The organism is Hymenobacter saemangeumensis, from assembly GCF_039541835.1.
In the GTDB taxonomy this organism is placed as follows: Bacteria; Bacteroidota; Bacteroidia; order Cytophagales; family Hymenobacteraceae; genus Hymenobacter; species Hymenobacter saemangeumensis.
In genome coordinates, this window is the sequence record NZ_BAABGZ010000020.1 from 134330 (window position 1) to 159119 (window position 24790).

21 protein-coding genes are annotated in these 24790 nt (G+C 62.0%); 10 read left to right on the forward strand and 11 right to left on the reverse strand.

Annotation, left to right across the window (positions count from 1 at the left end; all coding sequences use genetic code 11):
- Window positions 1-31 precede the first annotated feature (31 nt).
- On the forward strand, window positions 32-1210 hold the full coding sequence (locus ABD919_RS10585) for a porin (RefSeq protein WP_345235973.1): 1179 nt from the start codon (window positions 32-34) through the stop codon (window positions 1208-1210).
- Window positions 1211-1476: 266 nt separating this feature from the next.
- Here ABD919_RS10585 and ABD919_RS10590 read toward each other — a convergent pair whose 3' ends face one another.
- Together ABD919_RS10590 and ABD919_RS10595 are read right to left on the reverse strand one after the other, a co-directional pair.
- The gene (locus ABD919_RS10590; protein WP_345235974.1) at window positions 1477-4275 is read right to left on the reverse strand and encodes an outer membrane beta-barrel protein; all 2799 of its coding nucleotides are present in this window, start codon (window positions 4273-4275) and stop codon (window positions 1477-1479) included.
- A gap of 223 nt (window positions 4276-4498) precedes the next feature.
- On the reverse strand, window positions 4499-5290 hold the full coding sequence (locus ABD919_RS10595) for a GLPGLI family protein (RefSeq protein ID WP_345235975.1): 792 nt from the start codon (window positions 5288-5290) through the stop codon (window positions 4499-4501).
- A gap of 185 nt (window positions 5291-5475) precedes the next feature.
- Here ABD919_RS10595 and ABD919_RS10600 point away from each other — a divergent pair, with 185 nt between their 5' ends.
- The 5 genes from ABD919_RS10600 (at window position 5476) to ABD919_RS10620 (ending at window position 13332) form a co-directional block, all read left to right on the forward strand.
- The gene (locus ABD919_RS10600) at window positions 5476-6972 is read left to right on the forward strand and encodes a sensor histidine kinase (RefSeq protein ID WP_345235976.1); all 1497 of its coding nucleotides are present in this window, start codon (window positions 5476-5478) and stop codon (window positions 6970-6972) included.
- A gap of 139 nt (window positions 6973-7111) precedes the next feature.
- Entirely contained in the window at window positions 7112-7795 is a 684-nt protein-coding gene (locus ABD919_RS10605; RefSeq protein WP_345235977.1) for a response regulator transcription factor, read from the forward strand.
- A gap of 126 nt (window positions 7796-7921) precedes the next feature.
- Window positions 7922-10297 (forward strand): EcoAI/FtnUII family type I restriction enzme subunit R, encoded by a 2376-nt coding sequence (hsdR, locus tag ABD919_RS10610; protein WP_345235978.1) that lies wholly within the window; start codon window positions 7922-7924, stop codon window positions 10295-10297.
- A 259-nt stretch (window positions 10298-10556) separates the two neighbouring features.
- Complete coding sequence (locus ABD919_RS10615) at window positions 10557-11999, forward strand: type I restriction-modification system subunit M (RefSeq protein WP_345235979.1); 1443 nt, start codon at window positions 10557-10559, stop codon at window positions 11997-11999.
- Entirely contained in the window at window positions 11992-13332 is a 1341-nt protein-coding gene (locus ABD919_RS10620) for a restriction endonuclease subunit S (RefSeq protein ID WP_345235980.1), read from the forward strand. Before ABD919_RS10615 ends, ABD919_RS10620 begins: the two co-directional genes overlap by 8 nt.
- 101 nt (window positions 13333-13433) lie before the next feature.
- On the opposite strand, the gene ABD919_RS10625 is transcribed toward ABD919_RS10620, so the two are convergent.
- The 3 genes from ABD919_RS10625 to ABD919_RS10635 all read right to left on the reverse strand — a co-directional run bounded on the left by ABD919_RS10625 (window position 13434) and on the right by ABD919_RS10635 (window position 15465).
- Window positions 13434-13850, reverse strand: coding sequence for a hypothetical protein (locus ABD919_RS10625; RefSeq protein WP_345235981.1), 417 nt, complete (start codon window positions 13848-13850; stop codon window positions 13434-13436).
- 207 nt (window positions 13851-14057) lie between these two features.
- The gene (locus ABD919_RS10630) at window positions 14058-14621 is read right to left on the reverse strand and encodes a helix-turn-helix transcriptional regulator (protein WP_345235982.1); all 564 of its coding nucleotides are present in this window, start codon (window positions 14619-14621) and stop codon (window positions 14058-14060) included.
- A 220-nt stretch (window positions 14622-14841) separates the two neighbouring features.
- Window positions 14842-15465, reverse strand: a complete 624-nt coding sequence (locus tag ABD919_RS10635; RefSeq protein ID WP_345235983.1) for a DUF1684 domain-containing protein — start codon at window positions 15463-15465, stop codon at window positions 14842-14844.
- Window positions 15466-15636: 171 nt separating this feature from the next.
- On the opposite strand from ABD919_RS10635, the gene ABD919_RS10640 reads away from it, so the two are divergent.
- A complete protein-coding gene (locus ABD919_RS10640) occupies window positions 15637-15810 on the forward strand; it encodes a hypothetical protein (RefSeq protein WP_345235984.1) in 174 nt (57 codons plus the stop codon).
- Window positions 15811-15885: 75 nt separating this feature from the next.
- On the opposite strand, the gene ABD919_RS10645 is transcribed toward ABD919_RS10640, so the two are convergent.
- The 5 genes from ABD919_RS10645 to ABD919_RS10665 all read right to left on the reverse strand — a co-directional run bounded on the left by ABD919_RS10645 (window position 15886) and on the right by ABD919_RS10665 (window position 20541).
- Entirely contained in the window at window positions 15886-16563 is a 678-nt protein-coding gene (locus ABD919_RS10645) for a sterol desaturase family protein (protein ID WP_345235985.1), read from the reverse strand.
- 63 nt (window positions 16564-16626) lie between these two features.
- Window positions 16627-17142: a shikimate kinase gene (locus tag ABD919_RS10650; RefSeq protein ID WP_345235986.1), complete on the reverse strand. Its 516-nt coding sequence runs from the start codon at window positions 17140-17142 to the stop codon at window positions 16627-16629.
- A 235-nt stretch (window positions 17143-17377) separates the two neighbouring features.
- Window positions 17378-18436: an ABC transporter permease gene (locus tag ABD919_RS10655; RefSeq protein WP_345235987.1), complete on the reverse strand. Its 1059-nt coding sequence runs from the start codon at window positions 18434-18436 to the stop codon at window positions 17378-17380.
- Window positions 18437-18574: 138 nt separating this feature from the next.
- Window positions 18575-19732, reverse strand: a complete 1158-nt coding sequence (locus ABD919_RS10660) for a BT_3928 family protein (RefSeq protein WP_345235988.1) — start codon at window positions 19730-19732, stop codon at window positions 18575-18577.
- Window positions 19733-20004: 272 nt separating this feature from the next.
- A complete protein-coding gene (locus ABD919_RS10665; protein WP_345235989.1) occupies window positions 20005-20541 on the reverse strand; it encodes a DUF1599 domain-containing protein in 537 nt (178 codons plus the stop codon).
- Window positions 20542-20623: 82 nt separating this feature from the next.
- Between ABD919_RS10665 and folP the strand changes: the two genes are divergently transcribed.
- The 3 genes from folP to ABD919_RS10680 all read left to right on the forward strand — a co-directional run bounded on the left by folP (window position 20624) and on the right by ABD919_RS10680 (window position 24043).
- On the forward strand, window positions 20624-21493 hold the full coding sequence (gene folP / locus ABD919_RS10670; RefSeq protein WP_345235990.1) for a dihydropteroate synthase: 870 nt from the start codon (window positions 20624-20626) through the stop codon (window positions 21491-21493).
- Window positions 21494-21673: 180 nt separating this feature from the next.
- Window positions 21674-22507: a diadenylate cyclase CdaA gene (gene cdaA, locus ABD919_RS10675; RefSeq protein ID WP_345235991.1), complete on the forward strand. Its 834-nt coding sequence runs from the start codon at window positions 21674-21676 to the stop codon at window positions 22505-22507.
- 402 nt (window positions 22508-22909) lie between these two features.
- A complete protein-coding gene (locus ABD919_RS10680; protein ID WP_345235992.1) occupies window positions 22910-24043 on the forward strand; it encodes a Fic family protein in 1134 nt (377 codons plus the stop codon).
- Window positions 24044-24074: 31 nt separating this feature from the next.
- Here ABD919_RS10680 and ABD919_RS10685 read toward each other — a convergent pair whose 3' ends face one another.
- The gene (locus tag ABD919_RS10685; protein ID WP_345235993.1) at window positions 24075-24575 is read right to left on the reverse strand and encodes a hypothetical protein; all 501 of its coding nucleotides are present in this window, start codon (window positions 24573-24575) and stop codon (window positions 24075-24077) included.
- Between the last annotated feature and the right edge of the window lie 215 nt (window positions 24576-24790).

Below are 24790 nucleotides of genomic sequence, written 5' to 3' on the forward strand. Positions count from 1 at the left end.
GTTGATGAATCAAGTCAGATTACTTGTTGTCTTGCTGCTCCTGTTGGCTACCCGGGCCTATGGACAGGCGGCCGACTCTGTCGCAGCCGCACCAAAGAAATGGTTTGAGACCTTTGCCATCAGGGGCTATGTGCAGGCACGCTACAACCGCCTGCTCGAAACCAACCCCGACCTGGCCTGCGAGCAGTGCGACCGGTCCTGGGGACGGGACGGGGGCGTGTCGCTGCGCCGGGTGCGCATCATCTTGTTTGGTCAGCTGCATGAGCGGCTTTACTTCTACATTCAGCCCGACTTTGCCAGTACAGTAAACGGCAGTGCTTCACTGCATGTGGGCCAGCTGCGCGATGCGTATTTCGATGTGGGGCTCGATAAAGCCAGCACCTTCCGGGTGCGCCTGGGGCAGAGCAAGATTCCCTACGGCTTCGAAAACATGCAGTCGAGCCAGAACCGCCTGCCCCTGGACCGTAACGATGCTTTGAATAGTGCCTTATCCAATGAGCGTGACCTGGGGGCCTTTTTGTACTGGGCACCGCTGCGCGTGCGCAAACGCTTTTCTTATCTGGTCAGAGAAGGCCTGAAAGGCTCCGGTGACTATGGCGTGCTGGGCGTGGGTGTATTTAATGGGCAGACGGCCAACCGCCCCGAGCTTAACAACCAGCAGCACGTAGTGGCGCGCTTCAGCTACCCGCTGGTGCTGGGCAGGCAGATTATCGAGCCCGGCGTGCAGGCTTACTCCGGCAACTACGTCATGGCCACCGACCAGCTTAGCACCGGCGTAAAGCACAGCCCCGACCGCAGCTACCTCGACCAGCGCGCCGCGGCCACCTTTGTGCTGTACCCTCAGCCTTTCGGCATTCAGACCGAGTACAACATCGGCCGCGGGCCGGAGTTTAACCCCCGCACCAACACCATAGAAACCCAGCGCCTGCACGGCGGCTACGTGCTGCTCAACTACCGCCTGCGCTTCGGCCCGCAGCAGCTCTACCCCTTTCTGCGCGTCCACTACTACGAAGGCGGCAAAAAGCACGAGCGCGACGCCCGCAGCTACTCCGTACGCGAGGCCGAGCTGGGCGCCGAGTGGCAGCCCTTCACCGCCTTCGAGCTGGTGGCCATGTACACCTTGACGTCGCGCCGCTTCGAGGACTTTCAAAAGCCCGACAACCAGCAGCAGGGCGGGCTGCTGCGGCTGCAGGCGCAGCTTAACTTTTAGGGGTGATTTTGGTGAATTAGGTGAGGAGGTGTTAAGGTGAGGTGGTGATGGGGTGAGAAGGTGCAAAGGAAAGAAGAACGTCATGCTGAGCGGAGCCGAAGGCGAAGTCGAAGCATCTTTACCACGAGAGTAAACCCTTTTGATTGAAATTACTGCTGCGGGCAAGATGATTCGACTCCGCTGCGCTCCGCTCAGCATGACGTTCTTTTTTACCTCCTCACCTCCTCACCTCCTCACCTCCTCACCTCCTCACCTCCTCACCAAACTCATTTCCCAAACTGCCGCAGCTGGTAGGTGAAGCTGAGCAGGAAGTACTGGCGCAGCACCTGGCTGCGCACGTCTTCCACGTACACGTCGGTGGCGTTGCGGGTCACGCTGCGGTTCTGGTTGAGCAGGTCGTAGGCCTGCAGCTTGATTTCACCCTGCTTGTTGGCAAACAGCTGGTAGGCCAGGGCGGCATTCCAGAGCAGTACGCGCTGGTTGTAGCCGGCGGCGCGGCCGGTGTTGTTGGTGTACCATGCGTCGGTGGTGAGCACCCAGCGGCCGGGCAGCTGAACCAGGGCGTCGGCCGTGACCGTCTGGGTGAAGTAGGCCGTGTTCTGGGCGGGCAGCAGGGAGTAGCGCGCGTTTTCGTAGGTGAGGTTGGCGCTCAGGCCCAGCTCCAGGTGCTCGTTGTAGCTGGAGTTGGCGCTCAGGGTCTGGCCCAGGCTCCAGGTGCGGGCCTCGTTTTGCTGCTCATTCACGAAGCTCAGGGCCCGGGTATAGTTGCCGTTGGTGCTGGCGTTGAGGTTGAGCTTGCGGGCTGCGAAGCGCTGGCCCAGGCTCAGAAAGCCGGTGAGGCTGTGGTAGCCGTCGGCATTGGTGGGGCGCACGGTCTGCACGCCGCTGGGGCTGAAGGTGGTGCTGGACGTGATGCGGTTCTGCACCTGGCTGCCCAGCAGCAGGGCAAACAGGCTGCGGTTGGTGGCGGCGTTGAACTGGCTGTAGGTCACGTTAAGCTGGTGGGCATATTCAGGCCGCAGCTCGGGGTTGCCGAGGCGAATGCTGAACGGGTTGGAGTTGTCGGGCACGGGCTGCAGCTGGCTGCCGCTGGGCGCGTTGAGGCGGGTGCGGTAGTTGAGGCGCAGCTGCCGGCTGCCGGCCCCGGTGTAGCTGAAGCTGGCCGTGGGCAGCAGGGCCTGGAAGCGGCGGCTTAGGCCTTCGTCGGTGCTCTGGTTTTCTGCCCGCAGCTGCGCCTGCTGGGCGTCGAGGCCCAGGGAGTAGGAGTAGCGCAGGCGGCGCGTTTGCAGGGTGAGGCCGCCGCGCTGGGATTGGTAGCGGCTGCCAAAGTCGTTGCTAAGTGCCAGGTTAGGCTGGTCATAGCGGCCAGAAGCTTCGTTGAAGTCGGCCGCCGTGCGGGTGGCCACATTGCGCGTGTCGGTGAGGGCGGCGTGTACCTCCAGCTTCTTGCGCAGCGACAGCGGCTCGGTGTAGGAGAAGTTGAGCACGTGGGTCTGTGCCGGCGTGAGCTGGTCGAAGCGCTGGTTGAGCACCTGCGCAGGGAGGGGCGAGCCGTCGCGGTCGAAGAAGGTGTTGCGGCCCTGGTTGAGCGCCTCGCCGCGCTGGTCGGTCAGGCTGGAGCTGAGGTTGGTGGAGAAGGTGCGCCCTTCGCGGCGAAACTTGCGCATGAGCAGCAGGTTGCCGCCCCCGCGGTAGCTGCTGGCATCGGCCTCGTAGCGGTTGCTGCCCTGGTTGAGCAGCCGGCTGCCGGCGGCGGTTTGCTGGCTGGTTTCCAGCCGCTGCCCGCTGGCCTGGGTGCTCAGGTAAGGCGTGAAGCGCAGGCTGGTGAGCGAGTCCAGCTTGTAGTCGAGGCGGAAGTTGAAGCGCAGGCTGCTGCTGCGGGTGCGGTCGTAGCTGTGGCGGTCGGTTACCGGAGCCGCTTCGGCCAAGCCGCTGAGGTTCTGGCGGCGCAGCTGCTCGTCGGTAGTGACCCGGGCCCGGGTACCCAGCAGGCTGCCGGCCACTTCGGCCCGCTTGCCCCAGGCGTCGCGGTAGTTGAAGCCGGCCGAGGCCGACTCCGTAATGCTGGCCGCCGTGGGGCTGGCAACGCCGCCCAGGTTGCGGCGCTGCCCGCCCGGCGTCACCAGCACCGGTGTGCTGCCACCCTGGCCGCCGCGGCCTTCGGGGCCGCCCAGCCCGGCGCCGTCGCCAGTAGGCGTAGGGTCGTCGCCAAAGCCCTGCTGGTTTACGTTGTCGGCCTGGCCGAGCAAAGAAATCTGGCGGCCGTTATTAAAGCGGTTGAGGCCCAGGCGGGCCTGGTAGCGGCCATCGGTGCCGGCGCCCACGCTTTCGGTGCCGAAGTAGCCCTTGCGCTTGTCGCGTCGCGTCACCAGGTTGATGGTGCGCGACCGGTCGCCGTTGTCCATACCCGAAAACGCGGCCTGGTCGCTCTGCTGGTCGTAGAGCTGCACGTTGTCGATGATGTTAGCCGGCAGGTTGCGGGTGGCCATGCGCGGGTCGTCACCAAAAAACGGCTTGCCATCCACCAGCACGCGGCTCACGTCCTGGCCCTGGGCCCGGATGCTGCCGTCGCGGGCCACCTCCACGCCGGGCAGCTTTTTCAGCAGGGCCTCTACGTTGGCGTTGGGCTGGGTTTTGAAGGCCCGGGCGTTGAAGGCCAGCGTGTCGCCGTTGATGCTGACCGGGGCGCGCTCGTGGGTCACCACCACTTCACCCAGCTGCCTGGATTCCGGCCGGGGCCGGTACACGGGCATCTCCACGCTGGGCTGGGCGGCAGTCAGCTCCACGGGGTGCTGCTCGGGGCGGTAGCCCAGGGCATTTATCAGCAGCAGGTACTTGCCCGGGCGCAGGCCGCGCAGGTTGTAGCGCCCGTCGCCATCGGTGATGGAAAAGGTGACATAGCTGGAATCCTTGGCCGCGAGCAGGGAAACCGAGATTTCGCGCAGCGGCTTGCCCGAGGCTGAGTCGAGCACGGTGCCGCGCACCTGACCGGTCGATTGAGCCTGAGCCGCGCAGGCCCCGCCCAGTAGCAGCCCAAACAGGAAAAGAAGGAAAAGACGGTCCATGGTGCTGGGCGTATTTTTTGCAGAAAGAGAAGGTGAGAAAAGCCAGCCCCACCCCCCGACCCCTCGCCGCTTGATGCGCGGAATCCTGCGGGGGAGGGGGAGCCATGGTGGCGTCGTATGGGTGAGGTTAATGCAGGATGGTTAGTGAGTGGATGCTGTTCTAAACCCGGAACACAGCTCCGTCTGGCTCCCCTCCCCCGCAGGGGAGGGGCCGGGGGTGGGGCTACGGCCGCCCGCGCAGCGGCCCGTCTTCCATCATGCGCTGCCGCATGTCGGCCAGGGTTTTTTCGCGCAGGTCCTTCAGCTCCTCGGGGCTTACTTTTTTGGCTTCGCCACTGGGTCGCACTTCGGCTTCGGGCACCGCCTGCAGGTTGACCTTGGTGGCGCGGTACTGCTCCCGGTCGCTTTCCAGGGCCAGCACCACGCCTTTGTCGGGCGTCAGCTCCTTCACGGGGGAATAGGTAAAGGGCAGGTCGGTGGTCACCCACAGCGTGTAGGGCATTTTCTTGTGCGTGGCCGTGGCTTTGCGGCAGGTGTAGCCGGCAATTTTCTTGGTTTGCGTGCCCAGCTGCCAGCCGGCGGGGGCGGCAGGCAGGGGCGAGTCGGCCCGGTAGGTAGTGGTGGCGGCCGTCTGCTGGTCTTTCACCGTGAATACCGTGCTGCTGCTGCGCTCACCCAGGTTCAGGTACACGGCCTCGCTGAAGGGGCGGGCAATGCGCGTCACTTCCGGGGCCGAGTTGGGGCCGTTCATCACGGTGCGCATCATGGGCGCCTCCACTTCCTCTTTGGCGTAGCTGCCGGCGAAGCTCAGCGTGAGCTGCGAGTTGCGGGAGTCGGGCAGGTCGGTGGGGTAGTCGGGGCTGCCGGGCTTTACTTCCTGGCCATTCATGACAATGCGCATCTGGCCCGGCTCGATGCGCTGGGCTACTTCATACTGAATGCGGCCGGAGGTCTGGGCCCGGGCCTGAGTGGCCAGCAGCAGGCTGCCGAGCAGGAAAAAAAGGTGCTTTTTCATGGGGTTGTGGTGGTTTGTTTCGACGATACAAAGCACGGAAGCCCGCATGTAAAGCACTGTTATTGTGTGTTAAATAGTGTTAAGGGCGAAAAATGGCATCTTACGGCGCGTAATTTTGAAGTGCCCGGCGCAGTCCCGTCCTGCACCAAAGCCAGCCTGTTCATCTTTCCACCTCCGCCCAAACCATGAAACGCCGCATTCGCTCTATCTTCTGGCTCATGGTGGTGTGCATGGTGGGCATCAACGGCTTCCAGGCCTACTGGCTCTACAACACCTACCAGATTACGGTGGAGCAGTTTGGCCGCAACGCCCGCGAGACGCTCTCCAGCGTGGTGCAGGGCTACCAGCTGGACCTGGCCCGGCAGTTCGTCGACAAAGACCCGGGGGCCAAAGACCACCTGGTGGTGTTCCAGAACATCAACGACGAAGGCCAGCTCGACCGGGTGGTGGTGCGCTCCAAAGGGCAAAAATCCGAGGCTGCCCACGGCCAGGCCGGCCAGCCCCAGGCAGAAAAGCCCCAGGTGCGCCTCATGATAGTGGAGCAGGACAAAAACGAGCGGGCCGCGTTCCAGATTCGGCGGGGACGCCGGGCGGCCGATACCCTGGCGCGCAAGCTGTCGAAGCTGCTGATTAACAACTGGGGCAATGGCCGGCAGATAAGCCTGCCCAGCCTGACGTCCAACTACCGCAAGGCCTTGCGGCTGCGCGGCATCGAAGCCCGGTTGCGGCTCGACACGCTCAGCATTCCCCTGCGGCAGGAAGGCCGGCCCGCAGCTGCTATGCGCAGCTTCCCGCAGCGGGCCGGGTTCGACCTGCGCACGCCGCCGGTGCTGCTCAACCCCTTCCGCGAGCTGTACGTGCAGGCGTCCTTCGAAGCGCCCACCTTCTACATCCTGCGGCAGATGAGCAGCCTGCTCATTGGCTCGCTGCTGCTGCTGGCCCTCACCACGGGCTGCTTCCTGCTCATGCTCGACACCATTCTCAAGCAGCGCAAGCTCTCGGAGGTGAAGAACGACTTCATCAACAACATGACCCACGAGCTGAAGACGCCCCTGGCCACGGTGTCGGCCGCCGTGGAGGCCCTGCAGGACTTCGGCGCCCTGAAAGACCCGCGCAAGACGGATTCCTACCTCACCATTGCCCGCCAGGAGCTGCGCCGCCTGTCCGACCTGGTCGAAAAGGTACTCAACATCGCCGTGGAGGAGCGGCACGACCGCGCCCTGCAGCTGTGCACCGAAAACGTGCGTCCCGCCGAGCTGGTAGCCGAGCTGGTGAGCCGCCACCAGCTGCAGGCCCCCAAGCCCGTGCGCTTCGAAGTCGACATCCCCGCCCAGGACACCGTGCGCCTCGACCCGCTGCACGTATCCGGCGTCATCAACAACCTTATCGACAACGCCATCAAATATTCGCGCGAGCAGGTCACCATTGCCATCCGCGGCCGCCGCGAGGGCGACGGCTGGCTGCTGTCCGTCAGCGACGACGGCCTGGGCATTCCCCGCAGCTACCAGGACGCCATCTTCGACCAGTTCTTCCGCGTGCCCACCGGCAACCTGCACCCCGTCAAAGGCTTCGGCCTGGGCCTCTACTACGTGCGCCAGGTAATTGAGCGCCACGGCGGCCGCGTAAGCGTGCGCAGCGAGCCTAATAGAGGCAGCGCGTTTTCGCTGTGGCTGCCAGACTAACCCCACCCCAACCCTCTCTTCTTAATGCGGAGAATCCTCCGGGAGAGGAGCTTTGATTTACTAACACTAAAGGCCTCAATCGTCTGGCTCCCCCTCCCCCGCAGGGGAGGGGGCCGGGGGGTGGGGCTACACCAGAACAATGCCCGACATCCTCCTCCTCGAAGACGAAACCGCCCTGGGCCACATCGTACAGGACAGCCTCGAAACCCGGGGCTTCACCGTGCGCTACGCCGCCGATGGCGAGCAGGGCCTGCGCCTGTTCCGCGAAAGCTGCCCCGACATTGTGGTAACCGACGTGATGATGCCCGTGCGCGACGGCTTCGACCTGGCCGCGCAAATCCGGCGTGAGAATTCCGCGGTGCCTATTCTATTCCTCACGGCCCGCTCCCAGCCGGCCGACGTGGTGCGGGGCTTCGAGCTGGGCGGCAACGACTACCTCAAAAAGCCCTTCAGTATGGACGAGCTGATTGTGCGCATCAAGGCCCTGCTAAACCGGCTGCCGGCTCCGCCGCCCGTGCCGGCCGGCCCCCTGGCCATCGGCCGCTACCACTTCGACCACCCCCACCAGCGCCTGCGCCTGGCCGATGGCAGCGAGGAAACCACGCTCACCCACCGCGAAGCCGAGCTGCTCAAGCGCCTGCACGACGAGCGCAACCAGGTGCTGCCCCGCAGCACCGTGCTGCGCGAGCTCTGGGGCGACGACAGCTTCTTCAACGGCCGCAGCCTCGACGTCTTCATCACCCGCCTGCGCCGCTACCTCCGCCACGACCCCCAGGTGCAGATTGTGAACGTGCGCGGTATTGGGTACAAGCTGATGGTGTAGTATGATGGGGGAGGGGCATCTACGACAAGGGCTGTGCTTGTGCCGCTTCGTCTTAGGGGTATCTTTGAAACCCTTCCCTCCGGCTGGTAAGCGCGGAATAAGGACCTCACCTTTTTCTGCCACCCCATGGATAAAAAGTTACTCACCGAAACCGACATCCGCACCAAGTTTATTACGCCGGCACTGCTGGCGGCCGGCTGGGAGCAACGGCAGCTGCGGGAGGAAGTACAGCTTACCAACGGCCGGGTACGGGTGCGCAGCAACAACATGCACGCCCGCGACCAAAAAACCATTTTGCGGGCCGACTATGTGCTCTACCACCAGCCCAACGTGCCCCTGGCCGTGGTGGAAGCCAAGGACAACAAGCACCCATTGGGCAGCGGCATGCAGCAGGCCCTGGAATATGCCGCCCTGCTCGATGTGCCCTTTGCCTACTCCTCTAATGGGGATGGCTTCGTGGAGCACGACCGCACCCAGTCCCACGGCGTGCTGGAACGCGAAATAACGCTTGCTGAATTTCCCTCGCCCCAGGAGCTGTGGGCCCGTTACTGCCGCCACAAGGGCCTGGAGCAGCCCGAGCAAGCCCGCGTCATCAGCCAGCCCTTCCACCAGGATGCCAGCGACCGGGAGCCCCGCTACTACCAGGCCGTGGCCATCAACCGGGCGGTGGAAGCTGTGGCAAAGGGTGAAAAACGCCTGATGCTGGTAATGGCAACTGGCACGGGCAAAACCTACACCGCTTTTCAGATTATTCACCGACTATGGAAGGCCGGGGCTAAAAAGCGCATCCTGTTCCTGGCCGACCGCAACGTGCTGCTCGAACAGCCTTACCGCAAGGACTTCGCTCCCTTCGGCGACCACATGACTTGGGTGAAAAGCCACCACGTTGATAAGTCCTACGAAATCTACCTGGCCCTCTACCAGGGCCTCACCAGCACCAACCCCGCCGCCCAGGCCTACCGCGCCTTCAGCCCCACCTTCTTCGACCTGATTGTGGTGGACGAGTGCCATCGGGGCAGCGCCAAGATAGATTCGGCCTGGCGGGCTATTCTCGACTACTTCCCCTCGGCCACCCACCTGGGCCTGACGGCCACCCCGCGCAACGACGCCGAGCATTCCAACGCGGACTATTTCGGGCCGGCCCTCTACACCTACTCGCTCAAGCAGGGCATTGCCGATGGCTTCCTGGCGCCCTACAAGGTGGTGCGCGTGCAGCTGGACCGCGACGAGGGCTGGCGGCCCGAACAAGGCAAGACCGACGCGCAGGGCCAGCTGGTGCCCGACCGCGAATACAACCGCACCGACTACGTCGCGGCCTTGGTGCTAGGCCAGCGCACCGAGGCGGTGGCCCGCCGCGTCACTGAGTTTCTGAAGGCCCTGGGCGACCGCCACGCCAAAACCATTGTGTTTTGCCGCGACCGGGAACACGCCGGCCGCATGCGCTCGGCCCTCGTAAACCTCAACAAGGGCATGGTGCAGGAGCACCCGCACTACATCAAGCAGCTCACCGGTGAGCAGCCCGAGGTAGAAAGCTGGGTGGAGAAATTCACCGACCCCAAGACCACCTACCCGGTTATTGCCACCACCTCGCAGCTGCTCACCACGGGCGTCGATACCAAAACGGTAAAGGTGATTGTGCTCGATACCAATATCAAGTCGCTTACCCAATTTAAGCAGATTATCGGGCGGGGCACGCGAATCGATGAAAACCACGGCAAGTCCTTCTTTACCATTCTCGATTTCCGGCACGCCACCCAGCTCTTTGCCGACCCGGGCTTTGATGGGGAGCCGGAAGCAGAAACCGAGGTGCTGCCCGGCGAGGAGTTTCCTACCGACACCGGCACCAATGGCGCTGATAATGGTGATGAGCGCCCGGGCCAGCAGCCCGGCCGCCAACCGACCGACGACGGCAACGAGGAAACCGGCTCCCCGACGGCCAAAGTGTACGTGAACGACGTGAGCGTGGAAATTCTGCGTGAGCGCAAGATGTACTACACCCCCGAGGGCAAGCTCATCACCGAGTCGCTGGAAGACTACACCCGCCAGCGCCTGCGCGGCCAGTTCGCCGAGCTTTCCGAATTCATCGCCCGCTGGCGCGGCACCGACAGCCCCCGTGCGCTGCTCGACGAGCTGGAACAGCACGGCCTGCTGCTCGACGAGCTACGCGAGGAAGTGAACCGCCCCGACCTCGACCTCTTCGACCTGCTTTGCCACGTGGCCTACGACGCCCCGCCCCGCACCCGCCGCGAACGCGCCGAGCAGGTGCGCCGCCGCGACTACTTCACCCGCTTCGGTGCCGAGGCCCGCGAAGTGCTGGGCCTGCTGCTCGACAAATACACCCGCGACGGCCCCGACGAGCTGGAGCCGGGCAAGGTGCTGGAACTGGCTCCCTTTGATGCCCTCGACAGCCCCGCTCGCCTGGTGCGCCGTTTCGGCGGGCCGGCCCAGTTCCGGCAGGCCCTGCGCGAGCTGCGCGACGGCCTTTACCAGGAAGCGGGGTAACCGAAGTGGTGCCACGAATTCCGCGCAGCGGTTCGTGGTACCATTAATAGCAGAACGATACCCCGAAAGCTCGTTCTGCGAATTAGTGGTACCACGAAGCCCTTCGGGCAATTCGTGGTACCACGCCGTTCCAACATGTACGGTATTCCTAAAAACTGAAAAATACCGTACGGCTCACCGCAAATTATTGTACGGTATTTCTCCAAAAATCAAAATACCGTACACCCTCCGCCTACCTTTGCCGCTTATCTCATCCCCTATGGCATCTCTTTCCTCCACTATCAAGTCCATCCAGAACATCATGCGCCAGGACGATGGCGTGGATGGCGACGCCCAACGCATCTCGCAGCTGGTGTGGCTGCTGTTTCTGAAAATACTGGACGACAAGGAGCAGGACGACGAGGCGCAGGACGAAACCTATACCTCGCCCATCCCGGAGGCGCTGCGCTGGCGCAACTGGGCCGCCAACGACGAGGGCCTGACGGGTGTAGCCCTGCTCAACTTCATCAACAACGAGCTTTTTCCGACCCTGAAGGAGCTGCAGCCCAGCGGGCCGGCCGACCGCGCCCACCTGGTGCGCAACATCTTCACGGACTCCTTCAACTACATGAAAAGCGGCACCCTGCTGCGCCAGGTGGTGAATGCCCTGCAAAAGGGCATCGACTATACCTCCCGGCAGGAGCGCCACCTGTTCAACGACATCTACGAGCAGATTCTGCGCGACCTGCAGAGCGCCGGCAACGCCGGGGAGTTTTACACGCCCCGCGCCGTGACCCAGCTCGTAACCGAGCTGGTGGCGCCCCGCTACGACGGGGGCCGCCTCACCCTGGACCCGGCCTGCGGAACCGCCGGCTTTTTGGTGAATGCCCTCGAATACATGCGCCAGCAGCGGCCCCTGGCCACCGCCACCCAGCGTCACGACTGGCAGCACAGCGTGCGCGGCTACGAGAAAAAGCCCCTGCCTCACTCCCTGGCCACCACCAACCTGTTGCTGCACGGCGTGGAGGTGCCCCAGGCCGTGCAGCACGCCAACACCCTGAAAATTTGGGAAGACCTGCCCCTGGCCGACTACATCCTCACCAACCCACCTTTTGGGGGGCTGGAGGAAAGCGCCGTGGCCAACGGCTTCCCCATTGAGGTGCGCACCACCGAAACGGCCGACTTGTTTCTCTACCTCATCGTGCAGAAGCTGAAGCCGGGCGGCGAAGCTGGCGTGGTGCTGCCCGACGGCTCCCTCTTTGGCGAAAGCGGCGTGAAGCTGAGGGTGAAAGAGCACCTGCTGCGCGAGTGCCAGCTGCATACCATCGTGCGTCTGCCCAATGGCGTGTTTGCCCCCTATACTGGCATCCGCACCAACCTGCTGTTCTTCAAAAAAGGCAGTCCCACCACCGAAATCTGGTACTACGAGCACCCCTACCCGGCCGGGGTAAAGAGCTACTCCAAAACCAAGCCCGTCCGCATCGAGGAGTTCGACGCCCTGAAAAAGTGGTGGACCGCCCGCTACGAAAACGAAAACGCCTGGAAGGTGTCCATCGACGACATCAAGGCGCGGGGGTATAACCTGGATATTAAGAACCCGAGCGGAGCGGAAGAAGCGGAAGAATTTACCCTGGCGCAAACGGTAGCCGAATTCGAGCAGTCGTATCAGCGGCTGGGACAGCTATTCGACGCATTCAAAAAGGAGGCTGTTTCGAATGAGTAAAGTACGTATCGGCGACTTGATACAGCGCCGTAAAGAGCTTATCAAGGTAGAAGATGCTGTAACCTACAAGCAGGTTACCATTCGCATCAAACACAAGGGCGTGGTGCTACGCGGAACCCAGCAAGGGGCTACCATCGGCACCAAAAGCCAGTATGTAGCCCATCAGAACCAATTTATTCTTTCGTGCATCGATGCCCGTAACGGGGCTTTTGGCATCGTCCCGCCGGAGTTGGAAGGCGCTATCATCACCAATGATTTCTGGTGCTTCGACATCAACGAGGAGCGGGTGTTGCGGGAGTTTTTCTATACCCTCATTCAGGCCCCGGCCTTCGATGAGGCTTGTAAGAAAGCCAGCATCGGCACCACCAACCGGCAGCGCATCAATGAGGGCTTTTTTCTCAACTACGAGCTGGAAATTCCGCCGTTGGAAGAGCAAGCCAGCGCCGTTACCCGGATAGTAGCGGCCCGGCAGCACCTCAGCGGCATTGAAGCGGAGTTCAACCACCAAGCTACCCTGCTCACCCGTATGCGCCAGGCCATCCTGCGCGAGGCGGTGCAGGGCCGCTTGCTGCCCCAGGATGCCCACGACGAACCCGCCACCGAACTGCTGGCCCGCATCCGCGCCGAAAAGCAGCGCATGGTAAAGGAAAAGAAGCTGCGCCCCGAAAAGCCCCTGCCGCTGCTTACCGAAGCTGATGTGCCTTATGCGCTACCGCAAGGGTGGGTATGGTGCCGGCTGGGAACCTTATTGCTTACATTACAAACAGGCCCCTTCGGCAGCGCATTACATAAACATGATTATGTAACCGGTGGAACACCCGTTATCAATCCTGCGAATATCAAAGAAGGATTGATTCACCCTTCTATTAATGTTACTGTCAATAAAGGAACCCTTGAACGGCTATCAGGTTACTTGCTGAAAACAGGGGATATGGTCATGGGAAGACGAGGAGAGATGGGAAGATGTGCCTTGGTAACAGAGAAGGAAACCAATTGGCTTTGTGGGACAGGTAGTCTGATACTTCGGTTTTCCACAATCCCTTATTTAAACTACTTGGCTTTATGCTTTAAAACATCATTAATCAAGGAGTCTTTAGGGTTAGCATCGGTAGGTACCACAATGCAGAATCTCAATCAAAAAGCCTTATACAATATACCTTTCCCCCTCCCCCCCCTGGCCGAGCAGCGGCGCATCGTGGCCAAGGTAGCCGAGCTGCTGGCCCACTGCAAGGAGCTGGAGGCCGAGCTAAGCCGGGCGCAGGCTGCCGCCACGGCCTTGCACGCGGCGGCCCTGCGCGAGGCCTTTGCCCCGGTGCCGGCGGTGGCCGGCTAAAGAAGTGGCGCCGCTTTGCGGCTGTGCTATTGTCCCTGCAAAAAAGCCCCGTGGCCAGCTGGCCACGGGGCTTTTTTATTCCGGTGTTGCGGCACCCGGCGCTAAGCCGGCAGCGTGGCGCGATGCGTCACGATGCCCGCCCGGGCCGCGTTCAGGATGGCCACCTGCCCGTCTATCTGCTCGGCGTCGAGCTCGGCCAGGAAGCGCGTCACGCCCGAGGCCTGGCGGTTGCGCTTGCTGAGGGCGGTGCGGCGCACCAGCAGGGCGGCGCGCTCGTCGGTGGTGGTTTCGCGCAGCTCGTCGTCGATGCCGGGAGCGGCCAGCACGGCGTCGGCCACCGCGATTTTGGCGTTCACGCTGGCCAGTTGGGCGGCGGTGCTGGTTTGGGTGCGGCTGGCGCGGTCGTCGGCCAGCTCGCCCACGGCGTCGCGGGTGGTGTAGGTTTTGAGCTCGAAGTCTACTTCGGCAATGGCCGTGTCGCAGAGAGAGCGGTCGGTAAGGAGGCTGTAGCTGGGCATGCGTAATTGGTAGGGGTAAATGGTTGAAGGATGGCCCAAGCTACGGGCAGCCTCCCGGCACTGCCAAATGGCCCATGCGCTGAAAATAGTTGTTAAGCATCGGCAATCCTACCTAATTCAAGGTAGTCAATTAGTCGAAATCTTGCTTCCTGAATCAGTTATCAGCCGAGGTTAAGGCTGGGCATACCAAGCCGGGCCCGCCGGCTGCTATTCCCCGGCCAGGGCGGCCAGCTCGGCCTGCAGTCCAGCCAGGCGGGCCTGCAGCAGGCGCTGGCGCGTGGCCACCGTGGGTGGCAGCGGGCGGGCCCGGCGCCCTAGCCAGTCGCGAAGCCAGGCCGCCCGCTCGGCTGCTTCGGCGGTGGGTACAGAGGGCGCAGCCACGGCCTGCTGCAGCACCGGCAGCGCCTGGGCCCAGTGCCGGGCCACGCGGGCCTGCGTGGCCAGCGCGGCCAGCTCCTGCCCGATGCGGGCGGCCTGCTGCTGGCACACGCGGCGCCGGAAGTCCAGCTCAGCAGCATCAGGCGGGAGCTGGCTGGGGTTCTCCCCGGCGGCATCCGAGGCTTCTTCCGGGCCCGCGGCGGCCGGCAGCTGGCTGGTCAGAGGCAGCAGGGCAGCCAGCAGGGCCGAGGTAAGTGCCCGGCGGCCGGCCTCCACCGCGTTTACCAGCTCGGGGCTTACCCCCAGGTACAGGGCCAGCTCGGCTTGCGTAAGGCCAAACCAGGCCCGAATGCGGGCCAGCAGGTGGGTAGAGGGGGCGGCACGACGCGGCATGTACGGTTTTTCTGAATTTTAGAAAATACCGTACAAGGTTACATTGCTTTTTGTACAGTATTTTTCAAATCTAAGAAAAACCGTACATCGAAAAGCTGGGTGGTATTGAACTGGAGCTCCACGTGGGTCTAGCGTGGACTCTGCGAGTCCGCGCGTGCGAACGTTCATCCGCGCGGACTCGCAGAGTCCACGCTACAACTCCACTGACTCCGGAACCGCTCTAATGGTCGTGCTGCACGCCTGCGGGTATGGCCACCGGCAGGCGGTTTTCCACGGGTGGCACGGGGCAGGAGTAGCGGGCGCTGTAGGCGCAGGAAGGGTTATACGCCTGGTTGAAATCGAGCTGCATGGTGGTAGCACCTTTCGGCGGAAGGCGCAGGTCGATGTAGCGGCCCCCGCCGTAGCTGCCGTGCCCGTTGCTGAGGTCGGTGAAGGGCAAGAACAGGTAGTCTTCCAGACCGGGCCGCTTGAGCAGGTCCTGGCTTTGGTAGATGCTCAGCTGTAGCGCCTGGCCCTGCAGGGTAAAGTGCAGCACGCCAAACTTCCGGTACATCGGGCGTCGCTCGGTGCTGGTTTGCATGGCAAAGGGCAGCGAGACCGAGTCGGGTACAAAGCGCGCCTCCACGTAGTGCGCATAGCTGATGGGGTAGAAGGGCAGGCTCTGCAGCTTCTTTCGCTCAGCGTCGGACAGGGGCGACTCCTTGGGGTCTTTGAACTCCTTGTTCAGCCTGGCCTGGAACTCCAGCACGCTTTGGGCGTGGGCGGCCGGCGCCAGGTGAGCTCCGGCTGGTGCCTGGGCCAGGGCCGGGCCAGAGATGAGGAGAAGAGCAACAAGTGGTTTCATGGAGTAAAGCTAGCGTGCGTAGCTGCCCGGAAAGAGCAGCAGGTAACAACGGCGGGCAGCGAGAAGTCAGGGATACCGCCTTCACCCCAACCTTTTACGCATGGTCTCAGTACCAATAACTAGCTGGCCTGGCCAAGCAAGCCTACTCTTTCACTTTCCTTTCCAAGCACCATGACTTCCCTCCGTCCATCCCTGTTTTTATTGCTGGGTCTGCTCACGCTCACCCTCACCAGCTGCGATGCCATTGGCAGCATCTTCAAGGCCGGCGCTTATACCGGCATTATCGCCGTCGTGATTATCCTGCTGCTGGTATTCTGGCTGCTGAATAAAATCCGCCGCCGGTAATTAGTAAGCCAAGCTTCATACAAAAAGGGCGTCCCCACGATAGGGACGCCCTTTTTTGATGCCTGAACCGGAAGCCTAGGCCTCGGAGCCCTCCGGTACTTTGTCGCCGCGCTTGGGCATGGTGCCGATAATATGGTCCCAGAGGGTGCTTGACACGCCGAAGGCAATTTCGTCCTGCTTGTAGTGGTGCTGGGCGTGGTGCGTCCACCACACTTTCAGGAAATTTTTGGGCGGGGCGTAGGCATGAATGGCGTAGTGTACAAACAGGTACATGGCGTAGCCGAAGGTGAAGCCCGACAGAATGCCGAAAGCCCAGGTGCCGAAGACCAGGCGGAAGATGAAGAACAGCAGCGAAGCCACAAACACCGTGACGATGGGCGGCATGGCCAGGCGGGTTTTGTCCTTGGGGTATTCGTGGTGCACGCCGTGCATGGTGTACTGAAACTTGGCCCGCCCGGGCGTAGTGGCCGGAATATGGTACAGGTAGCGGTGCACCGCGTACTCCACGTAGGTAAAGCCCAATAAGCCCAGCAGGAACAGGCCCAGCGCCGACAAGCCCGACATAAAGCCGTGCGTGAGCCCATAGTACAGGCTCAGCGTAGCCGTGAGCAGGAAAATGGAAACTGGCAGGGCGATGTGCGTGTGCGAGAGGCGCTCCAGCACGGGGTTTTTAAACAGCTGGGCCGAGCCTTTGTGCTTGGGCCGCACGGGCGGCGTGGCAGGCGTCTGGGGAGCAGGAGAGACTGTATTCATAGACAGAAGCAAAAGGCAGAGGAGGCTGCAAAATTACGCGGCAGCCGCTACACGGGTTGGCAGCTAGGCTGTAAAGCCCGTGGCTACCAGCTGCGCAGCCACTTCGCTCACGCTGCTGGCAGTGCCAGGGTAGCGCAGCCGGGCTTGCTTATAAAACCCCTGGCGGGCGGCCAGGGTTTCGTTGAGCCAGCTTTCTACGTTGCCGGCCGTGGCCAGCAGGGGGCGCCTGGCACCCTCCGCGGCTTGCAGCCGGGCAGCCAGCACCGGCACCGGCACATCCAGCCAGAGCGTGAAGCTGCCCTCGTTCAGCACCGCCATGTTGCCGTGAAAGCAGGGAGTGCCGCCGCCCGTGGCCAGCAGCAGGGGCTGGGGCTGAGCCAGCACCGTGCGCAGTACGGCAGCCTCCAGCTGCCGGAAGGCCGCTTCGCCCTCACCGGCAAAAATCTGCGGAATGCTCCGGCCGGCCTGCGCTTCAATCTCGGCGTCGAGGTCGAGGAAAGGGAGGCCGAAGTGCGCGGCCAGCTGCCGGCCCAGGGTAGTTTTGCCCGAGCCGGGCAGGCCGATGAGGGATAGTTTCAATTGCAGTTATTCAGTTAGCAATGAGCAATGAGCAAAAAAACGTGTCATGGCGAGCGCAGCAAAGCGGAGCGCGGCCATCCTTCCTCTAGTACTCAGTCGGCTTGAGGTGTGACCCATAAAAAGCAGTACTCAAAAAGTTGTCATCACCTCAGGCTATGTGCTGCGAGAGGACGGATTGCCGCGTTCCGCTGCGCTTCACTCGCAATGACACGTCTTTTCTGCTAACTGCTAACTGCTACCCAATCTTCACCCTGGGGTCCAGCGCGGCGTAGAGCATGTCTACGGCAATGTTTATCAGCACAAACAGGGCGGCCACGAAGATGGTGGCGCCCATGACCACCGGGAAATCTAGGTTTTCCACGGCCCGCAGCGTTACCGTGCCCAGGCCTTTCCAGTTGAAGATGTACTCGATGAAGAAGGCCCCGGCCATGAGCGAGGCCAGCCAGCCCGATACAGCCGTCACCACCGGGTTCAGGGCGTTGCGCAGGGCGTGGCGCAGCACCGTGGCCGGCCGGCTCAGCCCCTTGGCCCGGGCCGTGCGGATGTAGTCCTGGCTCATCACGTCGAGCATGCTGGAGCGCGTAAGCTGGGTGATAACAGCCAGCGGCCGGATGCCCAGGGCCACGGCCGGCAGCAGCAGGTTGCGCAGCACCAGCTGCGTCTCGCCGCTGAAGGGGTTGGTTTCGTAGAGCTGCCCGGTCAAGCTCAGGCCGGTCCAGTGGCTCCAGTAGAAGCCAAACGTGGCCGCGATGGCAATGGCCGCCACAAACGAGGGCACCGAAATGCCCAGCACCGAGGTGCTCACCAGGGCGCGGTCCAGCCACGACTGCGGGCGCAGGGCGGCCAGCACGCCCAGGGCCACACCCACGGTGCTGGCCAGCAGCATGGCCGCCAGCGCCAGCCACATGGTGCCGGGAAAGTAGTCGAGCAGGATGCGCAGCACGTCCTTGTTGCTTTGGAAGGAGCGCCGCAGGTAAGGCGTTTTCAGCACCAGGGCCTGCTCGCCCAGCGGCAGCAGCGTAACACCGCCGTAGCGGGCCCGCCCGGCCGAGTCGCGGGCGTGCACGCCCAGCGGCGACACGTCGTTGAGGTAGCCCAGCAGCCGCGTGGGCAGGGGCTTGTCCAGGCCTAAATCAGCAGTGATGGCGGCTTTGGTGGCCAGGTCGGAGCGCTGCCCCGCCAGCAACGCCGCCGGGTCGCCGGGCAGCACGTTAAAAAGCAGAAACACCGTGCAGGCCACGCCCACCAGCACCAGCAGGCCCTGACCCAGGCGACGGAAGAGAAAGGCGAGCATGGCTGATGTGCTGATTAATTGATGTGCTAATGTGTTGCTTCTTGATGAGCTAACTTTTCTTTCTGGCAGGGCTCAAAGTGCGATGTGCCGATGCGCTAACTTGGCATTAGCACATCAGCACATCAATTAATCAGCACATCAAAGCTTTTCCTCCACCTTCCCGATGCTGGGAATGTCGTGGTAGTGGTACTTGCCTTTCACCACGCCGTCTTTCAGGATGATAAAGCCGGGGTTGGAGCGAATCATGGACTTGAGCACGGTGGCGTCGGCGAAGTAGTAGGGCACGGCGAAGTTGGAGGTGTGGCGGAACACGTCGAACTCGGCCGGGCTGCTGCTGGTGATGATAAGCGACTCAATGCCGCGCTTCGACTTCTCGGCGTCGGCAAACAGCTTGTTGATGAGGGATATCCGGTCGCGGTCGGCCTTGTCGGTGTTCATCACCACGAGGATGAGCTTGTTGCCTTTGAGAATTTCCTGGGTGTAGTCGCCCTCGTCGTTCCACACGCGGAAGTCGGTGATGACGGGCTTGGACTTCTCGGGGTTCATCACCTGCATGCTCTTGTACACCCAGGTAGAATCGGTGGGGTACTCGCTGAAAATCTTGGTTTCGCCGTTGCGCTCCATGGTGTACTGGTACACGGCGGCCTCCTGGGGCTTCATCAGCTTGCCGATGTCGTTGCCTACTTTGTAAGGCAGAAAGTCGATGTAGGGCAGGTGGCCCAGGGCGCGCACCCCGATGCCGATGGCAATGGCCGCAGCAAAAGTCATGGTCATGATGCCCATGGTGCCCTGCACCAGGGCGCGGCGCAGGAAGCGCTGGTTGATGAACACCACCGTCCAGAGCAGCAGCAGGAACATGTCCTTAAAGAAGGACGTCCAGGGCGTGAGCTTGATGAAGTCGCCGAAGCAGCCGCAGTCGGTTACCTTATTGAACGCCGCCGAGTAGAAGGTGAGGAAGGCGAAAAATACCAGCAGGCCCAGCAGCACCCACAGCGTTTTGCGCAGGTGCCAGCGCAGCAGCAGGGCCACGCCCAGAATCACCTCCAGCGAGCTGATAAGGATGGCGAAGGTGCGGGCCGCCTTTTTCAGAAACAGGAAAAACCAGGCCAGCGGCGGCAGGTCCAGGGCAAACACCTCGAAGTACTCTTCCAGCTTCAGGCCCGTGCCCACGGGGTCGTTCAGCTTGATAAGGCCGGAGAAGATAAACACCGCGCCCAGCAGAAACCAGCACACCTTGGTAAGGTGGCGCAGGGGCGACGTAGCGTTGGAGGTAACGGGAGCGTCTAGAAGTGCCATTCGGTAAAGAAACGAAGCGGAGAAAGGATGCCCCGCGCAAACGGCCGGGGCACTTGTAAAGTTTGTACAAAAGTCGGCAGCAGCCGATAGAACGAAAAGCTCCCCTCCTTACCAAGGAGGGGACGTTGCGCCGTAAGGCGCAGCTGGGGTGGTTGAGTCGTCCGCGCCGCTGGGGCGATAATCGTTCGGGTTTCGTTCAACGACGTCCACCACCCCCGTTTCAGCCTTCAGCTGAAACATCCCCTCCTTGGTAAGGAGGGGAGTTTTTCGTTCTACTCCCCGCGTAGAATCAAGGCAAACACGGCGTAGTTGAGCATGTCGCGGTAGCTGCCTTCCACGCCTTCGCTCACGGTGGCCTGGCCGCCGATGTTTTCGAGCTGCTTCACGCGGTGCAGCTTCATCAGAATCAGGTCGGTGATGCTTTCCACGCGCATCTGCCGCCAGGCCTCGCCGTAGTCGTGGTTTTTGGCCAGCAGCAGGCGGCGGTTTTCGGCGGCCTCGTGGTCGTAGGCGGCGGCTACGGCCTCGGGCGTCATGTCCAGGGGCGTGCCAGCGGGCAGGTGCAGCTGCATCAGGGCAATCAGGCAGTAGTTGATGATGGCCACGAACTCGCCGTTCACGTCGTCGGCCACCAGCTGCACGCCGGCTTCCTGAATGGTGCGGATGCGGTTGGCCTTGATGAAAATCTGGTCCGTCACCGACGGCAGGCGCAGAATGCGCCAGGCTGTGCCGTAGTCGTGGGTTTTGGCCAGAAACAGCTGGCGGCAGCTGGCCAGGATGGCATCGTATTGCTCGGGAGTGGAGGACATAGGGGGCTGTAGCGCGAACTTTGTCGTTCGCGTCATCGAACGACCATCGTTCTGGAACGCGAACGACAAAGTTCGCGCTACTGTGCCACATTCCCTGTTTCCCGCTCCCACCACGCTGCACTCCCCCCACGGGCGGCTGCTCGACCTGCGCACGCCGCAGGTGATGGGCATTCTTAACCTCACGCCCGACTCCTTTTTCGCCGGCAGCCGCGTGGCCTCCGAAAAAGACCTGCTGACCCGGGCCGAGCACATGCTGCTGGCCGGCGCCACCGTGCTCGACCTGGGCGCCTACAGCACCCGGCCGGGAGCCCACGACATCAGCCCCGCCGAGGAGGAAAGCCGCCTGCTGCCGGCGCTGGCACTGGTGCGGCGGGAGTTTCCCCAGGCCTTTCTGTCGGTTGATACGTTTCGGGCCCCCATTGCCGGGGCGGCCGTGGCGGCCGGCGCCGACCTGGTCAACGACGTAGGTGGGGGCACGCTCGATGCCGAAATGTTTGCCACCGTGGCCCGCCTGCGCGTGCCCTACGTGCTGATGCACCTGCGCGGCACGCCCCAGACCATGACCACCCTCACCGACTATGGCGGCGACGTAGTGCTGGCCCTGCTGCGGTATTTTCGCGACAGCCTGACGGCCCTGCGCCAGGCCGGCGCCACCCAGGTGGTGCTCGACCCCGGCTTTGGCTTCGCCAAAACTGCCGCCCAGAGCCACGAGCTGCTGCGGCGCCTGCCCGAGCTGGCCCTGTTGGGCCGGCCCGTGCTGGCGGGCATCTCGCGCAAGCGTCTGGTATACCAGCCCCTGGGCCTGAGCGCCGAGCAGGCCCTGAACGGTACCACGGCCCTGCACATGTTGGCTTTGCAGGGCGGCGCCCGCCTGCTGCGCGTGCACGATGTAGCCGAAGCCCAACAGGTGGTTCGGCTGTTTTTGAATATCTTCCCCCGGGGCAATGGGTGAATGGCTGAATGAGCGAATGGCTGAATGAGTGCTATGGCTTGTTGGGCTACATTCGCCAGTCAGGCTGATTATTCGGCTGCCGGAATGAACTTGCGGCTGTGAAAGCGGAATGACATTCACCCATCCACCCATTGGCTAACCATTCACCCATTCACTCATTCATCCATTCACCCATTGTACATGTCCGGCCCTTTCCCCATCAATTTCCTGCGCTTTGGCTGGATTGACGCGGCCGACGTGCTGTTGGTGACGGTGCTGCTCTACCAGCTCTACAAGCTGCTGCGCGGCTCGGTGGCCCTGAACGTGGCCCTGGGGCTGATTTCCCTCTACCTGCTCTACCTGGTGGTGAAGGCGACGGGAATGGAGCTGCTCACCAAGATTCTGGGGCAGTTTATGAGCGTGGGCGTGCTGGCCAGCATCATCCTGTTTCAGCAGGAAATCCGCCGCTTTCTGCTAAACGTGGGCAAGGCCACGGCCCTGGAGCGCATGCGCGGCTGGAGCTGGCGCCGCCCCAGCGAGGAGGCGCCAGTAGCCGTGGGGCCCTTCGTGGAAGCCGCCAAAAGCCTGTCAAACAAGCTCACCGGCGCCCTCATCTGCTTTAGCCAAGTGTCGGACCTAAGCACCTTCGCCGACTCCGGAGACAGGCTCGATGCCGAAGTCAGCAAGCGGCTGCTGCTAAGTATTTTCAACAAAACCAGCCCCCTGCACGACGGCGCCGTGATTATAACCGGCGGCCGCATCCGGGCGGCGCGCTGCATTCTGCCCGTAAGCGAAAACCCCGACGTGCCCGCGGCCCTGGGCCTGCGCCACCGCGCCGCCATCGGCCTAAGCGAAATCACCGACGCCGTGGTGCTGGTGGTGAGCGAAGAAACCGGCGCCATGAGCCTGGTACGCCACGGCGTAGTATACCGCAACCTGCCCACCGCCGAGCTGCGCGCCCGCCTGAACGAATGGCTGCTGAGCGGCCTAGCTACCGGTTCTGCCCGCATGGCCGACCAGCCTTCCGCTATTTAACGGGGCGCTTGGAATGGTGGAGCTGGGTGGGCTTCGTATGGGGGTTCTACCGTTAAAATGAACATAGTGCCCGCTTAGGCATTAAGCTATGCCCAAGCGGAATATTTGCAATGGTCTGACATCGGATTATTCTGGACGTAGGACTCCCTGGGGCTGCTCACGCGGCCCTTTTTTGCTTAGAACCAGGACTAATTGGAAGATTGCCGGTGTTTGTAGGTGCCCTCATTCCAGACAGGGATATTGAGGAAAAGCATAGTACTCACATAGACCGAAAGACAAAGGCCATTTTAAGGCCGTAACGAAGGGTTTACATTAAAAGGAGCTGAAATTAATGTTTACTTGGCTGCTTAGGGTAGTTTTGAGGCCAATAAGACCTGTTAGCCTTATTTTTTTTGATTTTTAATGTCAGCCCAGCCACTGTACCTCATCAATCCTAACCGGGATGTGCCTTGGAATGCCTTACCGGAGCTGCCCATTGCCCAGGAGCTGTGGCGCACAGCTGATGTGCTGGAACAACTCGGTCAAGCCCGCGAAGCCCTTGGTCGACTACACGGACGCAGCGTAGCCATTCCCAACCAGGGGCTACTGGTTAATTCCATCAGTCTGCAGGAAGCCAAGGCCTCCAGCGCCATTGAGAACATCTTCACCACCGACGATGAGCTATACCGCGCCTTTAGCGAAACTACGGCGGAGCAGGTGGAAGGGCCAGCTAAGGAAGTGCTGCGCTACCGGGAAGCGCTGTGGAGCGGCTACGCTTACCTAAAAGGGGAGGTGGGCTTTACCCGGGACTACTTTGTGCGCATGTTCCAGGAGATTAAACAGGTCGAGGAAGGCATTCGTCCCCCGTTTTCGCCCACCATTATCCGCCAAGGCGGCAGCGGCTTCAACGCCGGGAAGGCCATCTACACCCCGCCCCGGGGCGCGGGCATCCTGGAAGCGAAACTGGACAACCTGCTGGCATTTGTCAACGACGACCAAGCCTACCTGCTGCATCCGCTGCTGAAAATGGCCATCGGGCATTTCCAGTTCGAAGCCATTCACCCCTTCCGGGACGGCAATGGGCGCACCGGCCGTATTTTCAACATTCACTACCTGGTGCACAAGGGACTGCTGGACTACCCGATTCTGTATTTGAGCCGCTACATCGTCGAGCATAAGGAAGCGTATTATGGGGCACTAGCCGGTGTCTCGCAGCGCGGCGACTGGCAAAGCTGGCTGTTGTATATGCTCAAAGCCGTGGAAGTGACCGCCAACCTGACCTTTGATAAGATTAACCGTATCCTGGCGTCCCGCGATGCGATTCTGGAAGTAGTAGCGGCCCAGAAGAGCTTACGCCGCCCCGACCAACTGGTGCAAAAAATCTTTACCCAGCCCATAACCCGCGTGAAGCACCTGACTGTGGACCGGACTTATGCCGAGAACACGGCCCGGGATTACCTCAACAAACTGGTGGAACTGCAGGTGCTGCAAAAGCAGACCATAGGTGGTAATCACTACTACATTAACCGCGAGCTGTACAGCATCCTGGAGGATTAACACTTGAGGGGATTTCAGCATGTCCACCGCTTCAACGAACGGGTAGCGCCTGTTTTTGCTGTGGCCGTTTCACTTGCATCCACCGGCCCGTACCTCGGTTGTAGTACTTGATGCTCTGCTGGTTGGCCGAATAAACCGGGCAGCACACGTTGCCGGCGGCCACCTGCTTGCTCCCGTTTCTGCTGGGGGAGAGTTCGATGATTTTGGTGTTGTTTGGCCGGAGGTACCCGTCGCTGTGCACAGCGAACACCACGTGGCCATCATCCGCGTACCGGGCCGAGTCAGCCATGTGCTCGTTGCCGATGCACGTACTCGGCCGAAACACGGGCACAAAGGGAAGGCGCTCGCCAACATGCCGGGCAACGTACACGCTCCCGCACTCGGTGAAGGCCAGCAGGTACGCACGCCAAAAAACCAGGGTCGCGCGGACGTATTCTCGCTTCTCCCGGCGAATGGTGTCGATGGTGGCGCTGCGCTGGTCAAAACGAATCAGAACGTAGCCCGATTTCTTTACTGGAGTCTGGGGTGGCAAAGGGTTCGCAGCCGATTGTGCGTGACCTGACTGAGGAGCGCAGAGGAGGCCAGCGACGCACCAACGAACTATTACCCCAAGGCAGAGCATAAAGACCAGATAAGTGAGGAGCCAAAGTAATTATAATAATCCCTCGTGGCTGTTGCAGAACTCGGCTTAAATTGTTCTATTGCTGAGTAGCCACTTGGCAAGCGCCCGAGTTGGCGCTTCGGTGC

What these genes read in the sequence shown, in the direction of transcription:
- ABD919_RS10590 (WP_345235974.1), bottom strand. Translation starts at nt 4,275, where the DNA reads ATGGACCGTCTTTTCCTTCTTTTCCTGTTTGGGCTGCTACTGGGCGGG.
- ABD919_RS10595 (WP_345235975.1), bottom strand. Translation starts at nt 5,290, where the DNA reads ATGAAAAAGCACCTTTTTTTCCTGCTCGGCAGCCTGCTGCTGGCCACT.
- ABD919_RS10600 (WP_345235976.1), top strand. Translation starts at nt 5,476, where the DNA reads ATGAAACGCCGCATTCGCTCTATCTTCTGGCTCATGGTGGTGTGCATG.
- ABD919_RS10605 (WP_345235977.1), top strand. Translation starts at nt 7,112, where the DNA reads ATGCCCGACATCCTCCTCCTCGAAGACGAAACCGCCCTGGGCCACATC.
- hsdR (WP_345235978.1), top strand. Translation starts at nt 7,922, where the DNA reads ATGGATAAAAAGTTACTCACCGAAACCGACATCCGCACCAAGTTTATT.
- ABD919_RS10615 (WP_345235979.1), top strand. Translation starts at nt 10,557, where the DNA reads ATGGCATCTCTTTCCTCCACTATCAAGTCCATCCAGAACATCATGCGC.
- ABD919_RS10620 (WP_345235980.1), top strand. Translation starts at nt 11,992, where the DNA reads ATGAGTAAAGTACGTATCGGCGACTTGATACAGCGCCGTAAAGAGCTT.
- ABD919_RS10625 (WP_345235981.1), bottom strand. Translation starts at nt 13,850, where the DNA reads ATGCCCAGCTACAGCCTCCTTACCGACCGCTCTCTCTGCGACACGGCC.
- ABD919_RS10630 (WP_345235982.1), bottom strand. Translation starts at nt 14,621, where the DNA reads ATGCCGCGTCGTGCCGCCCCCTCTACCCACCTGCTGGCCCGCATTCGG.
- ABD919_RS10635 (WP_345235983.1), bottom strand. Translation starts at nt 15,465, where the DNA reads ATGAAACCACTTGTTGCTCTTCTCCTCATCTCTGGCCCGGCCCTGGCC.
- ABD919_RS10640 (WP_345235984.1), top strand. Translation starts at nt 15,637, where the DNA reads ATGACTTCCCTCCGTCCATCCCTGTTTTTATTGCTGGGTCTGCTCACG.
- ABD919_RS10645 (WP_345235985.1), bottom strand. Translation starts at nt 16,563, where the DNA reads ATGAATACAGTCTCTCCTGCTCCCCAGACGCCTGCCACGCCGCCCGTG.
- ABD919_RS10655 (WP_345235987.1), bottom strand. Translation starts at nt 18,436, where the DNA reads ATGCTCGCCTTTCTCTTCCGTCGCCTGGGTCAGGGCCTGCTGGTGCTG.
- ABD919_RS10660 (WP_345235988.1), bottom strand. Translation starts at nt 19,732, where the DNA reads ATGGCACTTCTAGACGCTCCCGTTACCTCCAACGCTACGTCGCCCCTG.
- ABD919_RS10665 (WP_345235989.1), bottom strand. Translation starts at nt 20,541, where the DNA reads ATGTCCTCCACTCCCGAGCAATACGATGCCATCCTGGCCAGCTGCCGC.
- cdaA (WP_345235991.1), top strand. Translation starts at nt 21,674, where the DNA reads ATGTCCGGCCCTTTCCCCATCAATTTCCTGCGCTTTGGCTGGATTGAC.
- ABD919_RS10680 (WP_345235992.1), top strand. Translation starts at nt 22,910, where the DNA reads ATGTCAGCCCAGCCACTGTACCTCATCAATCCTAACCGGGATGTGCCT.